General features: G+C 30.2%; 12 protein-coding genes, 2 tRNA genes and 2 pseudogenes. 6 read left to right on the plus strand and 10 right to left on the minus strand.

Features of this window, described 5'->3' with window-relative positions; all coding sequences use genetic code 4:
- Positions 1–92 precede the first annotated feature (92 nt).
- Genes fusA through rpsL form a run of 3 tightly spaced genes read right to left on the minus strand, consistent with a single transcriptional unit; the run spans position 93 to position 3,130 of the window.
- Positions 93–2,186 (minus strand): elongation factor G, encoded by a 2,094-nt coding sequence (fusA, locus tag MAG_RS03015; RefSeq protein ID WP_011949750.1) that lies wholly within the window; start codon positions 2,184–2,186, stop codon positions 93–95.
- Between the two features lie 29 nt (positions 2,187–2,215).
- The gene (gene rpsG, locus MAG_RS03020) at positions 2,216–2,686 is read right to left on the minus strand and encodes a 30S ribosomal protein S7 (RefSeq protein ID WP_011949751.1); all 471 of its coding nucleotides are present in this window, start codon (positions 2,684–2,686) and stop codon (positions 2,216–2,218) included.
- A gap of 30 nt (positions 2,687–2,716) precedes the next feature.
- On the minus strand, positions 2,717–3,130 hold the full coding sequence (gene rpsL, locus MAG_RS03025) for a 30S ribosomal protein S12 (protein ID WP_004024001.1): 414 nt from the start codon (positions 3,128–3,130) through the stop codon (positions 2,717–2,719).
- Between the two features lie 321 nt (positions 3,131–3,451).
- On the opposite strand from rpsL, the gene MAG_RS03030 reads away from it, so the two are divergent.
- The 6 genes from MAG_RS03030 to MAG_RS03050 all read left to right on the plus strand — a co-directional run bounded on the left by MAG_RS03030 (position 3,452) and on the right by MAG_RS03050 (position 9,197).
- A complete protein-coding gene (locus MAG_RS03030) occupies positions 3,452–4,669 on the plus strand; it encodes a trigger factor-related chaperone (protein WP_011949752.1) in 1,218 nt (405 codons plus the stop codon).
- 38 nt (positions 4,670–4,707) lie between these two features.
- Positions 4,708–6,321, plus strand: a complete 1,614-nt coding sequence (locus MAG_RS03035) for an ABC-F family ATP-binding cassette domain-containing protein (RefSeq protein WP_011949753.1) — start codon at positions 4,708–4,710, stop codon at positions 6,319–6,321.
- A gap of 276 nt (positions 6,322–6,597) precedes the next feature.
- On the plus strand, positions 6,598–7,794 hold the full coding sequence (locus tag MAG_RS03895) for a hypothetical protein (protein ID WP_154644750.1): 1,197 nt from the start codon (positions 6,598–6,600) through the stop codon (positions 7,792–7,794).
- 224 nt (positions 7,795–8,018) lie between these two features.
- Complete coding sequence (locus tag MAG_RS03900; RefSeq protein WP_011949755.1) at positions 8,019–8,870, plus strand: hypothetical protein; 852 nt, start codon at positions 8,019–8,021, stop codon at positions 8,868–8,870.
- 135 nt (positions 8,871–9,005) lie between these two features.
- Positions 9,006–9,092: transfer RNA gene (locus MAG_RS03045), tRNA-Leu, on the plus strand.
- A 29-nt stretch (positions 9,093–9,121) separates the two neighbouring features.
- Positions 9,122–9,197: transfer RNA gene (locus MAG_RS03050), tRNA-Lys, on the plus strand.
- A gap of 94 nt (positions 9,198–9,291) precedes the next feature.
- On the opposite strand, the gene MAG_RS03055 is transcribed toward MAG_RS03050, so the two are convergent.
- From MAG_RS03055 to MAG_RS04705, 7 genes and pseudogenes are all read right to left on the minus strand, one after another.
- On the minus strand, positions 9,292–11,124 hold the full coding sequence (locus MAG_RS03055) for an ABC transporter ATP-binding protein (RefSeq protein WP_011949756.1): 1,833 nt from the start codon (positions 11,122–11,124) through the stop codon (positions 9,292–9,294).
- A gap of 11 nt (positions 11,125–11,135) precedes the next feature.
- Entirely contained in the window at positions 11,136–12,920 is a 1,785-nt protein-coding gene (locus tag MAG_RS03060) for an ABC transporter ATP-binding protein (protein WP_011949757.1), read from the minus strand.
- A 223-nt stretch (positions 12,921–13,143) separates the two neighbouring features.
- Positions 13,144–15,191, minus strand: a pseudogene (locus tag MAG_RS03065) (MAG6090-like repeat-containing lipoprotein); the annotation flags it as partial.
- Positions 15,192–15,608: 417 nt separating this feature from the next.
- On the minus strand, positions 15,609–15,824 hold the full coding sequence (locus MAG_RS03075) for a lipoprotein, MAG6090 family (protein ID WP_041308771.1): 216 nt from the start codon (positions 15,822–15,824) through the stop codon (positions 15,609–15,611).
- Between the two features lie 118 nt (positions 15,825–15,942).
- Positions 15,943–18,222 carry an MAG6090-like repeat-containing lipoprotein gene (locus tag MAG_RS03080; RefSeq protein ID WP_011949760.1) on the minus strand — a complete coding sequence of 760 codons (2,280 nt, stop codon included), beginning with the start codon at positions 18,220–18,222 and terminating at the stop codon, positions 15,943–15,945.
- Positions 18,223–18,511: 289 nt separating this feature from the next.
- Entirely contained in the window at positions 18,512–19,444 is a 933-nt protein-coding gene (locus tag MAG_RS04700) for a hypothetical protein (protein ID WP_011949761.1), read from the minus strand.
- A pseudogene (locus tag MAG_RS04705) lies at positions 19,422–19,772 on the minus strand (hypothetical protein); the annotation flags it as partial. The pseudogene MAG_RS04705 and the gene MAG_RS04700, both read right to left, overlap by 23 nt.
- Positions 19,773–19,882: the final 110 nt, after the last annotated feature.

Here is a 19,882-nt window from a genome sequence, read left to right on the forward strand (position 1 = left end):
TAAAATATTTGAAAACCAAGACATGAATTGTTCCATTTATTAAATTCAGTTGCAATAAAAAACACTCCTTATTAGAGTGCTTTATTAAGTAATTAATCTTCGTCTTTAAGCTGAATATTACGTTTTTTAATAATTTCGTCAGCTATATTTTTAGGACATTTTTCATAGTGGTGGAATTGCATTTGATAATTACCACGGCCAGCTGTCATACTACGTAAGTCAGTAGCATAACCAAACATTTCACTTAATGGTGTTAAACAACGTAAAATGTGATCACCATCGTTTCTTAATTCACTTTCTTGAATTTGACCTCTACGACGAGTAATATCGCCCATTACATCACCATAATAATCATCAGGGATGATAACTGAAACGTCCATAATAGGTTCTAATAGAACTGTTCCAACTAAATCTTTAGCTTTAGTTAAAGCTTTGGATGCAGCTATTTTATAGGCTAATTCAGATGAATCGACATCGTGGTATGAACCATCAAATAATGTTGCCTTAATGTCAATCATTGGATATCCTGCTAATATACCACTAGCCATTTTGTCTTCAAGACCTTTTTGAATTGGCTTAATGTATTCTTTAGGTATCTTACCACCAACAATCTTGTCAACAAATTCAAAACCTTTGTCTGGATTAGGTTCAAACTTAATTCAAACATGGCCATATTGACCTTTACCACCTGATTGCTTAATGTGTTTACCTTCAACATCAGCACTCTTAGTAATTGTTTCACGGTATGAAACTTGAGGAGCACCAACTTTAGCTTTAACACCATGTTCTCTCTTTAGACGGTCAACAATAATATCTAAGTGTAACTCACCCATACCAGCGATAATTGTTTGACCTGTTTCTTCATCGGTGTATGTTCTAAATGTAGGGTCTTCAGCAGCTAATTTTTGTAAACCTAATGCTAATTTTTCCATAGCATCTTTTGATTCAGGTTCTAGTGCTTGAGAAATAACTGGTTCAGGGAAAACCATTCTTTCTAAAACAATTTCAGGAGCTTTTTCAGCAATTAGAGTATCACCTGTTGTTGTACCTTTAAGGCCAACAGCAGCAACTATATCACCAGCATTAGCTTCATCAATTTCACTGCGTGAATTAGCATGCATTAAAATTAAACGGCCAATTCTTTCTTTTGTACCTTTGGTTGAGTTATATACATAACTACCTTTTTGTAAAGTACCTGCATAAAGTCTAATGAATGTTAATGAACCAACAAATGGGTCAGTCATAACCTTAAATGCTAAACCTGTAAAAGGATAGTCATCAGTTGCAGGAACATCAACTTCTTCATTTTCACCTTTATGTGCTTTTGCAGCAGGAATATCTAGCGGTGATGGAAGATAGTCAACAACGGCATCAATCATTTTCTTAACACCTTTGTTTTTGAAACTAGTTCCACAAACTGCTGGGAAAAATTCAGAAGTTAAAGTTGCTTTACGAATCATTGCTTTAAGTTCATCTAAAGTAGGTTCAACACCATCTAGAACTTTCATCATAAACTCTTCATCGTATGTTGCAACAGCTTCAATTAATTCTTGTCTTTTTTCTTTTGCTAAAGCTTGTAAGTCAAATGGAATTTCAATTTCCTTAGCATTTTCTTCAGGTTTTCCGTCATATTCATAAGCTTTCATTTCCACAAGGTCAACAATACCTTTGAAATCGCTTTCTTGACCAATTGGAATTTGAATTGCTACTGCGTTAGCATTCAACCTTGTTTTTACAGACTTAACTGAAGCAAAGAAATCTGCACCAGCTTTATCCATTTTGTTAACATAAATAAGTCTTGGAACTCTATATGTTGTAGCTTGTCTTCAAACAGTTTCAGTTTGTGGTTCAACACCAGATTGCGCATCTAGCACTGTAACAGCACCGTCTAAAACACGAAGTGAACGTTCAACTTCAACAGTAAAGTCAACGTGGCCAGGGGTGTCAATAATATTAATTCTTTTGCCTTTTCAAAATGCTGTTGTAGCAGCAGAAGTAATTGTTATCCCACGTTCTTGTTCTTGAGCCATTCAGTCCATTTGTGAAGCACCATCGTGTGTTTCACCAATTTTGTGAATTTTACCTGTGTGTAATAAAATTCTTTCAGTAGTTGTTGTTTTACCAGCATCAATGTGAGCCATAATACCGATGTTACGGTAATCTTCTAATTTATGTTGTCTAGCCATAAATTCCTAAAGTAAAATAATTTATAAAACTATCATCTAAAGTGGGCAAAGGCACGGTTGGCTTCAGCCATTTTGTGTGTGTCTTCACGTTTTTTGATAGCTCCACCTGTTTTGTTTGATGCATCAATAATTTCGTTAGCTAATCTAACATCCATTGTTTTTTCATTTCTTAGACGAGCATACTGAACTAATCATCTAAGAGCTAGGGTTTGTTTTCTTCTAGCAGAAACTTCAGTAGGAACTTGGTAGTTTGTACCACCAATTCTTCTGGTTCTAACTTCTAATTGAGGAGTAACGTTGTCAATTGCAGCTTGGAATACTTCCATTGGGTCTTTTTGTGTTTTTTCTTTAACTAGGTTAAATGCTGAATATAAGATATCTTGTGCTAATGATTTTTTACCGTCAAGCATAATTGCGTTAATTAATTTAGTAACTAATACAGAATTAAAAACTGGGTCTGCAAGCACTTTTCTTATAGGTGCACTATGTTTTCTAGACATTTTTTACCTCTTTCTAAATTAATTTCTAAATTATTTCTTTTCTTTTTTAGCGCCGTATAAACTACGACCTTGCTTACGGTTAGCAACACCAGCTAAATCTTGTGTTCCACGCACTATATGATATCTAACACCAGGAAGGTCTTTAACTCTTCCACCACGAATAAGCACAACTGAGTGTTCTTGAAGGTTGTGTCCTTCACCACCAATGTATGCTGTAATTTCCATTCCGTTTGATAATTTAACACGAGCATACTTACGTGATGCTGAGTTAGGTTTTTTAGGAGTCATAGTAGCAACTCTAGTACATACACCACGCTTAAATGGCGCAGGTAATTTACGAGCTGACTTAGTTAAAGTATTAAAACTAAGATTCAAAGCAGGAGCATTTTGCTTACGTACTTTGTTTTCTCTACCATTAACAACCAATTGATTTGTTGTAGGCATTTTATTTTCCTTTCATTAAATTTTTAAATGTCCTAAATTCTGACCTATATAAAATATAAGTGCAACTAATTATATAACAACTTAGCCGTGTGTTTCAATTTTTTTATTTTTTTTATTTATTTTGTTTTATTTGAGCTATTTAAAACCACAATTTTAAGACATTAACTTTGCCAAAAGCTCAATAATAAGTCTTTTTGGTAAAATTTAGTCACTCTTCATCTTTTACAAAATAACTATTGAAAAATTCAGGATTTAAAATATAATTTAAATATTATTTTTTACTGTCTTAAATATAGACAAAAATTAAAAGTAGGTTTATAGATGATTAATTACAAAGAGAAAAAAGCAAACATAGTTTTAGATTCTAAAAGTTGAGAAACTAGTAAAACTAAGTCAATTATTGAGCTAACTTCACAAGGCAAAAAGTCAACTTTAAGTGATGTTGAAGTTTACACAATTAACAAAACTATAAATAGTAAGTTAGATGAATTGTTTGCTCAATTACGCCAAGAAGATCCTAATTTTGTAGCTATTCCACCAATTGTTGTAGTTGATGGCCCAGATAAAAATGGGGTTAAAATAGACATAACAATAACACATTATCCTTCTGATGAAATTTTAAAAGTTGATTATTCTAATTTAGATATTGATTTTACTTATAAGCCTGTTCCAAAGGAGTTTTTGGACAGTTCTTTTGACAAAATTATTGCTGAATATCCAATTTTAACTACTGCTGATGATGCTATTACTGAAGGTGATGTTGTAACTTGAAGTGCAACTAGAAGTTTAAAAAATGAAATAATTGGCGAAGATAAAGAAATTCGAACAAGGGCTGAAAAAACTGATCAATTTTCACTTAATAATGAAATTATTGGCCACAAAATTAATGAACAGTTCCAAACAACTGCACCTGATGGTGTAACATTCTTTATAACAATTTTGGACATTAAGCGTCCTGCGCCTACTAAATTAACAGATGAAAATATTCATTTAGCTATGCTGCCTGATGTTAATTTTTTAAATGATTTTAAGGAAAAAATTGCAAAAGATACAGCAAAGAATAATGCATCAAATTTTCTCCTACGTTACTATGAAATAGCCCTAGATGCAATAGTTTCAAAAAATGAAATTGGCGTTAATGAGCAAAATATATTCCACTCAACTAATAATCATATTGATGCAATTTTATCTAATGTTGCTGATCCAACTCATAGACAAATGCTTTATGAACAAGTTGTTCATGAAACTGGTGAGGGCTTAAAGATATTAAAAAGAGCAAGAGAAAATTCAATTGCATCATATCATTTAGTTCTAATTGATAATATTTTAGGCGGAAATGAAAAAATAAGTGTGTCAGATGAAGATATTAAAAGAGAAATTGAATATATGGACTATTCAATGTTTCCAAAGCCAGAAAATCTTGACAAAGAAGAGCTTTTTTCAATCATAATGCATCAAAAAATGGCTTTATATTTAATGAAAATCAACAATCCTAGTCAATATGAACTAGTTAAAGCAGACCTTGGCTTTGATATTTAAATTTTAAGTTAAATAAAAAATAATTAAGAGGAGACAAAATGTTAGAAGTTCAAAATTTAAGCAAAATTTTTAGTGACAAGAAGCTTTTTGAAAATGTGAGCTTAAAATTTACAGCTGGTAGCACATATGGCATAATTGGGGCTAATGGTGCCGGAAAAAGTACATTTTTAAAAATTATAGCAGGCGAAATTGAACCAACTTCAGGTCAGATAATTGTCGAAAAAGGCCGTAGAATAAGTGTTTTGAGCCAAGACCATAATGCTTATGATGATATGAATGTTACTGATGTAGTTGTTTTAGGTAACAGCGATCTTTTTAAAATAAAAGAAGAAAAAGAAGCTATTTATGCTAATCCTAATGCCACTATGGAAGACTATACACATGCTGGTGAATTAGAAGAAAAATTTGGTGCTCTTGGAGGCTGAACTGCTGAAAATGATGCCCAAGAACTTTTATCAGGCTTGCAAATTCCTAAAGAAAAATGAAATTCGCCAATGAGTCAATTGACTGCTAATCAAAAAATTAAAGTACTTTTAGCTAAAGCTTTATTTGGCAACCCTGATATTTTAATTATGGACGAGCCTACTAACCATTTAGACTTACGTGCTATCAAGTGATTAGAAAACTTTTTAGCCGATTACGAAAATGTTGTTATTGTTGTATCTCACGATAGCGACTTTTTAGACAATGTGTGCACTAATATTGTTGATATTGACTTTAATGAAGCCAAAATGTATACTGGTAACTATACTTTCTGAAAAGAAAGTAGTGAGCTAGCTAGAGAATTAATGAAGCAATCTAACGCCAAAAAAGAATTGCAAATTGAAAAACTAAAGCAATTTATAGCTCGTTTTAGTGCTAATGCTTCTAAATCTAGACAAGCTACTAGTAGAAAAAAATCATTAGAAAAAATAACATTAGATGAAATTAAGCCTTCTAATAGAAAATATCCATACATTAATTGAGAAGTTCACAGAGCTCCTGGTAAAGACATTTTGGAAGTTGAAGACTTAAGCTATGTAAATGAGCAAGGCGAAACACTTTTTGAAAATGTTTCTTTCACTCTTGCAAGAGGTGAAAAAATGGTGCTTATTGGCGACGATGACATTGCTAAAACCAAATTTTTAGAGTGTTTAATTGGTGAGGCTAAACCTACTAAAGGTACTATAAAATGGGGACAAACAGTTAAATTCACTTACTATCCAAATGATAATAGTAAATACTTTAATGAAAATATTTCAATTATAGATTGACTTGCCAAGTGACCGCCATATAACTCAACTGAAGAAACTAAGGATGTTTCAGATCATAGAATGAGAAGCTTCTTAGGTAGAATGCTCTTTTCAAATGATTCAGTGTTTAAAAAAGTAGGAATTACTTCAGGTGGAGAAAAAGCTAGATTGATGTTCTCTAGAATGATGCTTTTAGAAGCTAACTTCTTAATTTTAGACCAACCGCTAGATCACCTAGATGCTGAAAGTATCGATAGCGTTATTCAAGGCTTGCAAAATTATAAAGGTGGGTGCATATTTACAACATATAACCGTGCTTTAGTTAATAATGTTGCTAATGTTATTCTTGAAATTGCTCCAGATAAAAGTTTTATTTACCATGGCACTTTAGATGAATATGAAAAAATAATGAATTATTAAAGATATCGTTGTTTGACGATATTTTTTTGATGCTTTCAAAAATAGAAAAAATTAAAATGCTTATTAAAAAATATATCGTTTAAGTTCATGGCATTCAATATTCATAATGTTTGTACTCTAAGTACTATTAATAATCATTGGTTTGTTATATATTAAATGTACATTATTATGTTAAAAATAGTATTTAGTAATCTGTCTAATTTGGCTAATTTATAGGTATCAATGCAAATTATCAAGATATTTCATTATATTAAGTACTATAATTTAGTTAACGATATGAACAGATCTTTTAAATTTCTATGTGCACCAGCATATTTTATGCCTATGATTATGGTTGCAACTTCTTTACCAAATAATGACAACGAAATAAAATTAAATGCTAATAGCTCAGAAACAATAAGCAAAGCTTTATATAATAAATTAATCAAACTTTACAAGCCTTACTATGACAAATTAGGAATATGAGATAGAGATGACACACATCAAAATTATGAAAGTAATAAATATGATAAGGTTGGCATAATTGAACTTCACGATACTACCGAAGATTATTTTCTTTCTCAAAATAAAAATTTTCATTTCAAAAAAATTTTGCTAGATAAAGCTAAAGACTCCAACATAGCAATTGATGATCATGGATATGCAGTTTGTTCATTAATTGGAACTGATACTGGCATAAATCCAAATGCGTTACTATATTATTCATCACTTAATAATGCTAACATTATTGACTATATCAAAAATTTTTATGAGAAATATGACATTAAATTGATAAATATGAGTTTAGGACCAACAAATCCATATGACTTAATTTACAATATTTCAAATTCATCCTACAGTAAAAACATTTTTACAAAATATAAAAACTCTACTGTAATGAACTCGTTATCAACTTCTGACAAAAAAAGATTAAAACACTCTTATTTATTGCTTGCAAAAGCAATTGTGTATTTTACTTTATTTGAAAATGAACAAATTTACAATTTGTCATCGATTAAGAAAAACTATAGCGAAATTGGAAAATATGCTCAAAAAAACAATATAAAAATAATTCAATCTAGCGGTAATGATAATAATGAAATTACTAATGAAATGGGGAATAATGAATTTTTAAATCAGCCTGAATTTATGGAAAACGGGATAATTTCAAAGGACAAAATTTATAGTAGTTTTCAATCATTTTTTAATCAAACACCGAACACTAGAATGCTAAGAACAATCCGTGCTATTTTGGATAAAGCATTTAATAACAACAATTGAATTTATGATTTTGATAACAATTGGATATCTGACTTTGACTTTCCTAGTTTTATTGATCCAAAAACTAGAAAGGAAAAACTTTTTAAGGCCTTATCATATTGACAAAGTCTGCACTATCATGATGGAATTATTTCTGTAGGCTCTGTTAATTGAAGCAATATAGCAAGTCCTTTTAGTTCCTTTACCAAAAAAATACGGGCACATACCCTTTAATTTCCACTTATGGAAACTCATATAAAAATGATAAAGAATCTATAATCATTGAAAACAAATACAAAAGTATTTATGATAATATAAAAAGTTACATAGATGCACAAAGCAGTTCATCAAAATTAAGAAAAAAAATAAAATATTTACTTGAGTTCATAGGAACAAGTAAATCGGCGCCATTAATAACCGGACTTATTTCAAGACTACAACATAAACTAAATAGAGAATTGTCAATTTCAGAAGTTAAGCTATTGCTAACTAGTTCAGCTACCTATTCAAAGACAAATGCATCTAAAAATACTAAATTTTCTTTTGATGAACTATCTTCAGAGCATGAATATTGAAGAAAAAATTGATCAAAAAATAAAACTGGTTTCGGAGTTCCCAAATATTTCAAAATGGAAAATATTTGAAAGAGTCAGAAAATAAGAAAAACTAAAATTCATAATATTTTTAACAATGATATTAGCAGTTATCCAGCTAAACAATTTTATTATGAAGCTTCTATACCAAAAATGTCAAAACAACTTAATTCAACTTTTGTGTGAGATTACAAAATGTCATTCAGTGACTATTTAAAACTGAATTATCCTGATAATTATGCAAACAATTCTTTAGCTGAAAATCAGTGAATTAAACTGTTTTATAGCGCTATTAGAAAAAAGACTGTATTACACAATGACTGATGAATTGATCAAATACCTTTATATTCAATAGAGGCCAAAATGAGTTTAAAACATGATAAAACACCCGCCGATTATTCTGCTACCATATATAGTAATGAATATAATACAAGTGTGCAAAGAATTCGCTACTTTAACCGTTATCCAGAATTAGCGCAAAATTACAAAATATATATTACACTTGAAGAGTTAAATATACTTCTACACATCTTTTGAGATTACATTATCAAAAGCAATAATCTAGATATTACAATAAATAATTCAAATAAATATTATTATGAAACATATTCACCTATTATTGCTCCTTACAAAAAATATGTAAGTCAAATTGTTAATAAATATCTGGAGTATCTTAGGAATAATGTTAGCTTAATAAGTTACTCTGATTTTACATAAAAATTAATTTGTTGTAATTACTTCTTTAGCCTGTAATTTGTTATGAATTAAGTAAGCAAAAATTTAGAAATTAACCTAAAAAAATTGTTTCTATATTTTGTTTATACTATATAATATTAATGCATTTTAAAAGATGCCCAGGTGGCGGAATAGGTAGACGCAAGGGACTTAAAATCCCTCGAACGTTAGTTCGTGCTGGTTCAAGTCCAGTTCTGGGTACCAGATGTCCGCTTTAATTAGAGGGCATAAATGCGCCCGTAGCTCAGGCGGTAGAGCAAATGGCTTTTAACCATTGGGTCAGAGGTTCGAGTCCTCTCGGGCGTACCATTTCACGAAAGTGACTATAAAACAGGCTTAAAAAGCTTGTTTTTTTTGATTGCTTTTAAATCAGTAAAGTCAATAAAAAATAAGCCGAAGCTTATTACTTAAATTGAGATTGATGGAGGTTGTAGTAAAACCCTTGTGCTGCCATTAGCTCTTTATGATTACCTTTTTCAATAATTTGGCCGTCATTAACAACCAGAATTAAATCAGCATCTCTGATAGTGCTTAGTCTATGCGCAATAACAAATGACGTTTTGTTTTTCATTATTGAATTTTGCAATGCATCTTGCACAATTTTTTCTGTATTTGAATCAACATTTGAAGTAGCTTCATCTAGTACCAAAATCTTTTTATCGCCTAAAATTGCTCTTGTTATAGAAAGAAGCTGTCTTTCGCCTTGAGATAGGTTAGCTCCGTTGTTTTCTATGACTGTTTGATAGCCATTTTTGTAACTTTGGATAAAGTGATGAGCGCTAGTTATATTAGCAGCTTCAATTACTTCTTGGTCAGTTGCATTTGGATTAGCAACCTTTAAATTGTTCATAATTGTGTCATTAAACATAAATGAATCTTGCAAGACAACTGTCATTAGTTCAAGCAAGTTATCTTTTGGGATTTGTTTAAGCTCTAAGCCATCAATTTTGATTGAGCCAGCTTCATAGTCATAGAACTTGCTAAGTAAGTTAATAATTGTTGTCTTACCTGCGCCTGTAGGGCCAACAATTGCAATAACTTTGCCAGGTTTAGCATAAAATGAAGCATTCTTTAGTTGGTATTTATTTGAATTTTTGTTGTATCTAAATGAAACATTATCAAATTCAACATGCCCACGCATTGTTGAAGCTTTTAAATACATTGGATTTTCAATATCAGCAGGCAATTCTAAGCCAACTAATTTAAAAATTCTGTTAGTTGAAGCTACCCCAATTTGAGTTGAGAACACTATGTTAAAAAATATTTGCACAGTGCTTGTAAAAGTAAACATTAAGTTAATGTAACCAATAATTAAAGCAGTAACATCTTGGCCAACAACGCCGACAAAATTAATGTTGTTTATTTTGAAAAGCAGTGAAATTGCTAAAATTATTAAAACCAAAAAGTTTGAGAAAACAACAAATCATGGGTCAAAGAATTTTGAATACACGTCACCGATAAATGACTGTTTTTTAACATTTCTTGCTATTATTTCAAAATTGTTAAATGATTCATTTTCTTTGTCAAAAGATTGAGTTACTTTTGTGTTTTTTAGCATCTCTTCAACATATGCATTCATGTCACCAAAATAATCAGTCATCTTGATGTAAGGCACTCTAGCTTTAGCTAATAATAATCAGCTTAAAGCACAAAAAGCAAATGTCACAGGCAATACAATTGCCGATAAAGTAATTGAGTAACAAAGCATAAAGATCACAGCAAATAATACTTTAAAAATCTTTCCCGATGTTTCGTTAAATAGCTGTGTCATTGTTAAGGCTATATTATTTATATCATTAGTAAGAGTAGAAATTTGATCACCCACTTTGTTCTTATCGTGGTATGAAATAGGCATATAAAGCAAATTCTTAGATGCTACTTCTCTCATTTTTGCAGTGGTTCTAAAACTTGCAGATAAGAGCAATTTGTTTTGAATCATTCTAGTTACTAAATAAAGCCCAAAGGATAAAGCCAAGCCTGCCATTGAGACAATAAACATTGGCGTATTAAAAGGAGCTTTGTTAGCAATTACATCTTTAGTAAAAAATCAGCCAATTATAAATCCGGTCATGGCTGTACCAAATGTATATAAAAGTGCCTCAAAAAACGAAAGCACAAGTCCATAAATTAAGGACTTTTTTTCATTAGCAGACATAAATTTTAATGACGCTTTTAAAAGGCCAATAGTAGAGACAGTTGTGACTTTTTCTTTTTTAGATTTTTTAACTTTAATCATAATTGCCTCCTTTACTGTTCTAATTGAGTTTCGTATATTTGTTTATAAAACTCACATGAGTGTGCTAAATGATTGTGTGTGCCTCTGCTGATAATAAAGCCGTTAGTTGACATTACAATTATTTCATCAGCGTTTTTAATGTTGCTAATTTTTTGGCTAATAATAATTGTGCTGCATTCGTATTTTTCTTTAATGTTGTCAATCACTTTTGAAGCAGTTATGTTATCTAATGCACTAGTTGAATCATCTAGAATCAAAATTTTTGGCTTACGTAATAAGGCTCTAGCAATCGAAAGTCTTTGCTTTTGCCCGCCTGAAAGGTTTTTTCCTCCTTGATAAACAGGATGGTCTAGCCCGTCTTCAAATTTACTTACAAAATCATCAGCGCAGGCATCTTTAAGTGCTTGCATTATTTCTTCATCACTAGCATCATCTTTAGCTCAAAGCATATTGCTTCTAATAGTTCCAGTATAAAGTAAGGCTTCTTGGTGCACAATTCCCACAGTTTCATGCAAGTTTTTTGAATTAACTAGGCTAACTTCTTTATTGCCAATTTTAATAGAGCCTTCTTTATACTTGTAATTATTCACTAAAAGGTTAACAATAGTACTCTTACCACTACCCATTGGGCCAATTATGCCAAGACTTTTTCTATATGGCAAACTAATATCAACATTAGCTATTGCAAAGTTTGGTGAAGCATCATAATATTTAAATGATAAGTTTTTGATTTCCACATCATATTCATCTATTATTTCGCCTTTTTCAACACGTAAGTTGTCAGTTTCATAGTCATAGGCTTCAATAATTCTAGTTGCAGCCACTCTTGCTCTAAATAAAGAGCTAAGGAATAAAAGCATTAATAATATACCGACAGCAACTTGTCACAATAAGTCTATAAATAAGTGAATGTTGGTCAAAATGTCTTTATTAATTTGACTAATAGTAGCATAGTAACCAGCAACTGAATATATACCTATCATTAATCAGTTAATAAGCATTTGGAAAACAGGGTATGCTGTTGAAAAAATCATTGCTGATTTATATTGACTATCATATCAAGCATTGTTGATGTCTTTTAAAAGATCAAGTCTTTTAGTTTCTAAATTAAAAGTTTTTATAACTCTTATTCCTGAAATATTTTCATCAACTACTTTTGTTACAGCATCAACAGCTTTTTGAGTTTGCTTTAATAACGGGCCAGTTTTTAAGCTTATGATTGTTCCCATTACTATAACAATTGGAATGATAGCTATAATGCTTAATGACATTTTTCAATCAACTAAAGAAGCAACAGTTAGACCGCCAATAATTAAGAATATTCCCTTAATCATAACTGAAGTACCGTTAACCAAAAACTCTCAAAAGATGGCTATATCATTTGAAATTCTAGTAATAATTGATTCAGCCTTTAAATCAGCAATGTTTTTGAGCGAATAGCTTTGTATTTTTTTATAAAGCGTATTACGGTAAAAGTAACTACTTCTTTCGGCAGCTAAAACAATTACTAAAGTAGAAAGAAAGGCTAAGGAAGCAGTTAATATCGTTTGCAACAATACAACAATAGTAAGCCATTTAAAAGCTTCATTATAGCTAACAAAACCAAAATCGATTCTGCCATTTAAAAAGTCCATACGATAAGGAGCTTGTCTGTCTTCTGTAAGAATTAAGTCAATATACTTTTTAATCAAAAGCGGTAGCATAACATTAAGCAAAGCATAAATAAGTGTTAAAAACGAGCCAATAATAAAAACTCACTTAATTTTAGAAGGCAGTATTTTCACCATTTTCAGCATGTTTATACCCCCTTTATAACTCTTAGCCTAATTATTATTCTAAATTATAACAATAAGCAAATTTAACGCCTTATAATTATCAAAAAAATATTCCTAATTTTGTGCCTTAGTGTTTAAAAACTACTATTGATGGAAATTCAATCGCGGTTGAAACAATTTAATCAAAAAAATACCTGATATTCAAATGCAGGTATTTCTTACTTTTGTATGAAAAATCAAAAAGTTATTTTAGATATTTGGATAAATCGATAATTTGATTGTAAATAGTGTTAGAGTATGTTCCATCTTTAAGTGCTATTCTAGCATCTATTGAAAATACTCCAGCACTAAGTCTCTTTACAAATAATCTGTTTTGGCCAACACCAAATCCTCCGATAGTAGGATGGTTTTTATCTTTATCTCCTCCAGTTGTGATATATCTTCTTAAGACATTGCTTATAGAATGATTAAGTGTTAAACCTGGGATAATGTAATGAGTGCCATCTAAGCCTAAGTAAGAATATCATTTTTTGTCCACTGATCAAACATTACCGTCCTTAATTTCCAAAATACCAGAATTATTATCTACTATATCGTTAAGCCCTTTGATAATTTCATTTGCTATCTTTTTATCAATATCTTTGTTTACCTGTAATAACACTTTACGTTTTAGATATGTTCTTACTTTTGGCAATCAGTATTTATCCAACTCTGGATCCTTTACAAATCAGTCTCAGCTTCTTGAATCAAAGACAACTGGTTCTTTAAATTGCTTAAGTCATTGTTCATGTTCCTTAGCACGTTTTATTGCATCTTTTATTGCATCTGTGTAAGTATCATCAAATATTTTCCCAGTATCCCTTGCTGCTAGACCCATAAGTCAAGCTACCTTATTATCTTTGAGATTCTTAGATAAAATTTTCTTTACCATTTCATCAAGTTCTTCTCTTGTTGGATGGATGTTAATATCTAAGCCTGATTTTGAGTCTCTATATATCCTTGCTTTAATGTTATTTTTAATTTTATTAACTCATTTTTGATGTTCAATGCTGAATAATTCGCCAGTAATATCTGAAGCAGAAACTTTATGGTTGATTCTTTCTATTTCTTTATCTACTTTAGCAGCTTCTTTAGCTTCTTCAGCTCTTGCTTTTCTTTCGATTTCTTTGATTGCATCAGTATAAGTGTCATCAAAAATCTTAGCTATTACATTTGCAGCTTTTAATTCATTTAATTTATCTAAATTAAGCTTTAAGTTGTCTTTTAGAGCCTTTTTGACTCATCTCTCTAAATCTTCTTTTGTCCAATGAATATCTATGTCTAAACCTGATTTTGAGTCTCTATAAATTCTAGTCTTAATATTATTTTTGACTTTTTCAACCCATTTTTGATGTTCATCGCTAAATAATTCGCCAGTAATATCTGAAGCTGAAACTTTATGATCAATTAATTTAATTTCAGCTTCAACTTTAGCAGCTTCTCTAGCTTCTTCAGCCCTTGCTTGTCTTTCTGACACCTCTTTGATTGCATCAGTATAAGTGTCATCAAAAATTTTTCCTGTAATATCTGCAGCTTTAATTTTGTCCAATGTGCCTTTATTTAAGTCTCAATTGTCTTTTAAAACTTTGTTAGCCCATCTGTTTAAGTCTTCTTTAGTTCAGTGAATGTTAATGTCTAAACCAGAAGCTGAATTGTTATAGATTTTTGAGCTAATTTCTTTATCTCTTTTAGCTTTTTCAATTTCTCTAAGTCATTCATTACTAAATAACTCTACTGTGGCATTTGCAGATTTAGTCCTGTGATTATTGTAAACTTTAAGTTTATCTGCTAATTCCTTAGCATATCTTCTTTCAGCATCCTTAATCTTGTCTGCATCCGATTCATCAAATAGCTTTTCGGTTAATACTGATGAAGTATTTTCTATTTTTTTGATTTCAATTTCAAACTTAATTTTTTGAATTTGTTCAATTAACTTGGCGATTTCTTTTCTTATATCATTAACATTGTTAACTTCTTTATCAATTTTTCTTGATAGTGCTTCTAATTTATTTTTATATGCTATTCATCAAGGATCAAGCAATTGAGAATCTTTTATATCTAGCCCGCTAATATCATTTATAAATTTAGATTAGAGTTTCATTTTTCACTAAATTCAAAGCTTTTTTCATTATTTTCCTTATTATCTTCTAGTATTTTCTTAACTAATTCCGATAAGCGTTTTTCTTCAGCTTCTAATTGAGCCTTAGTTGGATGCAAGTCAATATCTAGACCAGAAGTTGAATCTCTATATATTTTTGCCTCAATATTGCTTTTAACTCTATCCACTCAGGCTTTATGTTTATCACTAAATAATTCTGCAAAATATTTTGCAGATTCAGATAAGTGCTTATCGGTATGTTTTTTATATCTTTCTACTGCTTTTTTAGCCAAATCAGTATAAGTATCATCAAACATTCTAGCTGTACTTTCAGCACTAGAGATACTGTGCTCTTAGTTATGAATTCTTGAATCTATTTCATTTTTAATAATGTTTATTTCATAATCTAGAAATTCATCACTAAATAATTCGCCTGTCATTTTGGCTGATGCTAAAAATCCCCTAGAATTTTTTAAGCGATTTTTTTCTCACTTATCTAGCTCGATTTTGCTAATATCATGCCCGGTTGGGCTATCGACAAAAACTTTATTTCACTAGGGCAATACACATCATTATGATTTTTGTTTGAAAAATCCTTTCAAACAAGGCTTATTTGCATTATTTTCCAAAATATTTGGTGCATAACAAGCAGATGAAATCAGTGGCATTGAAATAAGAAGCAGCACATTTTTTGCGAGTAGTGTTTTTTCATAAATTCTACACTCAATAATAATTAATAATCTATAAAAATTATATTGCCCACCACCAACTTTTTTAGGGTTTGACATAATGAACCCCCAAAAAAGTATAAAAAATATGGAAACTTTTCCATATTACTTTTTGACTTTTGGAGTCTAAATAACTTTTAGTGATAACGTAGCAGAAATATAAGCTCAAATGTTGATATTAGTTATTTGTTAAAGTTTCAGCAGAAGAGCTCAAATCAATGATTTGAGTTCGTGTCTCTTGTTTATTATCGCCTTTATAAAACTCGCCATTCTTGAGAATTAGCCTGTATGTTATTTCATATATGTTATCTTTATTAGTTTTTTTTACAAGTACACCAATATGTTTGTCAAAACCGAATCCACCAATTGTTGGCTTTTTGCCATTATGTTCAATTGAAGAAATATTCCTTTTTTCTTCATCGCTTAAATTTGAATTTAGTACTATTCCTTCAATCTCTTTATAAATAACTGAGTTGTGGGCTCCTTCTTGTGTTCAATATAATTTTCCATCAACAATCTCCATAACTCCTTTTTGACGATCTATTATTTCGATATCAAGCTTGGTAGCAAGATCTTTGATCTTTTTTCTATCATTAGTAAAATCAGGATTAATTTTAAATAACGAATTATGAAAATAGTGCTTTTTCAAGATAGGTAAGCGTAATAAATCTAAATCTGGATCTTTAAATCATCAGTCTCTGTTTCTTAAATCAAAGAAAATTGACTCTTTAGTTCGATTCTTAGCAATTTTGACTAAGTCAGTATATTCATCATCAAATAGTTTTCCTGTGCTTATTGCTGAAGATGTTTCAGCAAATTTAGCTTTATTGATTCTTAAGTTTTCTTCTAAATATTTTCTTACTTCGTCATTTAGCTTCTTAAGTTCAGCTTTTAATTGCTCATTAGTTGGATGGAGCTCTATGTCTAAGCCTGAAATTGAGTCTCTGTAAACTCTTGCTTTAACTTCGTCCATTGCTCTATCATAACTATTGTCAAATAGTTTGCCTGTAATATCTGATGCCTTAATTTCGTCCAATATGCCTTTATTTAAGTCTCAGTTGTCTCTTAGAACTTTGCTAGTTCATCTGTCTAAATCCTCTTTAGTTCAGTGAATGTTAATGTCTAAACCAGAAGCAGAGTCTCTATAGATCTTGGTCTTGATGCTCTCTATTGCTCTTCTAAATGAGTCGCTAAATAATTCTGCAACCATTTTTGCCGATTCAAATGCATGCTTGTCACCATGTTTTTTATATCTTGTCAGCGCTTCTTTAGTTAAATCAATGTATGTATCATCAAAAATTTTAGCAATATCATTAGCTGCTTTGAACTCGTTTAATTTAGATAAATTAAGATCTAAGTTTTCCCTCAAAGCCTTATTTATAGCCCTTTCAATATCATCACTAGTTCAATGAGTCTTAATATCTTCACCAGAAATTGAATCTCTATAGATCTTGGTCTTTATGCTTTCTATTGATCTTTTAAACGAGTCACTAAATAATTCACCAATCATTTTTGCTGATTCAGATGCATGCTTGTCGCCATGTTTTTTATATCTTGTCAGCGCTTCTTTAGTTAAATCTCTTAGCGAATCGTCAAACAACTTTTTAGTGCTTTCAGCTGAACTCACTTTATTGTCAACATAAGAGTAATACTTATCAGCTAATTCTTTAGTATATATTTCTTCAGCATCTTTGATTTTATCAGCATTTGATTCATCAAATAATCTAGCTGTATAATTTGATGAATCATTGGCATATATATCTGCTTTACGATCTAATTTAATCTTATTTATTGACTCTATTAATTTGGTTATTTCTTCTCTTATTTTATTAGTTTTGTCAGTTGCCTTGGCTATTTGACTTTCTAATAGCTCTATGTATTTTTTATATGCAATTCACCATGGATCTATTAATTGCGACTTTTTAATATCGGTGCCAGTGATACTATTGCTAAATTTAGAGTCTCATTTACTCTTGAAATTTAGAATTTTTTCATTTTCCTTTTTAACCTCGTCTAGAATCTTTTTAACCAATTCATCCAAGCGCTTTTCTTCATCTTTTAATTGTTCATTGCTTGGGTGAATATCTATATCTAGGCCTGAAATAGAGTCTCTATAAGCTTTTGTTTTGATACTCTCAACTGACCTACCTAATGAGTCACTAAAAAGACTTTTAGTCATTTTTGCAGATTCAGATGCATGTTTATCCCCATGCCTTTTGTATCTATTTATAGCATTATTGGCTAAATTTTTAAATTGATCACTAAAAATATCCTCAGTCATTTTTGCTGAGGCTAAAAGTGCTTTGGAGCTTTCAATTTGAATTTTTGCTCAGTTATCTATTTCTATTTTTTTAATATCTGAACCTGTTAGGCTATTAATAAATATTTTTTCTCACTGTCTATTTACTTCATTTTTATCATCAATATTTTTATTTATGTCTTTTTCATAATTTGGCACAAAACATGCAGACGAAATTAAAGGCGTAACAAATGTTAAGAGACCGCCCTTTAAGTAGTAATCTTTTTCTCATGAGCAAACCCTCTTCTAGAGAATGTATTAAATAATGTATATATCTTTATTTTAATACTTGCCCCCCCCCCAAGGGGTTTTAAGAGTGCCTACCTATGAAAATATTTCCATTTATCTTATTATTTGTTAAAATTTATTAACAAATTAATTGAATTATTATTCTGTTTTTATTACACAAAAATATGGGATGAATAACCCATATTTTTGTTTGACTTTTTTAATTAGCTTCTATTTCCTTAATAGCTTTTTCATACAAGTCAATTTCCTTAGACAATTCCTTAAGTTCTGAATTTTTCTTTTCTTCTAATTCATAGGCATTTTTATCTAATTCCAAAATTTGCTTTTCAAACTGACTCTCAATTTCACTCAAAGCTTTTCTAGTTGATTCTTCTAATTCTTTATTTGATTCTTCAATTTTAGCTTTTTTAGCTACATACTCACTCATTTTTTCATTATGTACCCTTAGTTGTGCAACTAATTTTTCGTGTTTTTCAGTAGCTAATTTTATGTTCGTTTCAATATTGCTAATGTCATTGTTGTACAACACTAATAGCTCTTTAGCTCTGGTAAACTCTTTATTTCTATCTAAAATAGCTTTATCAACTTTTGCCTTTTCTAACCTTGCTTTAGAAATATTGCTTTCTATAGTAGGTCTTTTAGCTCTTTCAATTTCTATTTCTTCTTTTATTTTGTCTAGTTCAACCATCATCATATTGCTATAGTTTTCTAACTCATATGTTAATTTAACAACTCTATCAAATTCTTCATCGTTGCTTCACATTGCATCTTTTAGCCTTGCAATATGTTGGTGATTAAAACCATCTCTTTCTCTATTATTGTAATATCACTGATCTGATGGATTCTTTTCAGACTTTAGTTCTTCAATTAGTTCATATAAAAATTCGTTCTCTTCGTATAGTGTATCTAATAGTTCAATTTCTTCTTTAATTGCATTCTCATAGTGCGACTTAATTTCTCTTTTTATCATTTCAATATTTGTTTTAGTTAAGTCATCAATTCTTTTTAACTCTGATTCTAATTCCTTTATTTTTATGTCTAATTCATTGCCTTTTTTGGTATCTTGGTTTACAGCATTAATTAATTCTTCATTTTCTAGAGCTAATGCTTTAGCATCAGTAAAGTAACTCATTTAACTCTTTTAATGACTCACTAGCTAAAATAACTTCACTGTTAAGATCTTTATTTTTTATCAAAGCATCAAGATTTTTATCATTCTCTTTTTCAAGCTTTTCGAGCTCTTTCTTTTTCATTTCAAAAGTATTGTTAATTTCTTTAATTTTTGTTTCTACTTCGCTCTTTATTCTTAGTTCACTGCTGTTTGTATCATTTTCGATTTTTGTTAGACTTGCAAGCATCTCAGATTCTTTGGCTTTTAATAAGTCTATCTTTAAAGATAACTCACTTTTATTTAACTCTTTGTTTTCTTCTAAGAATTTTTTAACTATTTTATTAATTTCTGCTTGAGTTAGATGAATATCAATATCTAATCCTGATTTTGAATCTCTATAGATTCTTGCTTTAACTTCTTCAATTGCTTTGGCATATCCATTTCCAAATATTTCTTCAG

This window comes from Mycoplasmopsis agalactiae PG2 (assembly GCF_000063605.1).
GTDB classification, from domain to species: Bacteria; Bacillota_I; Bacilli_A; order Mycoplasmatales; family Metamycoplasmataceae; genus Mycoplasmopsis; species Mycoplasmopsis agalactiae.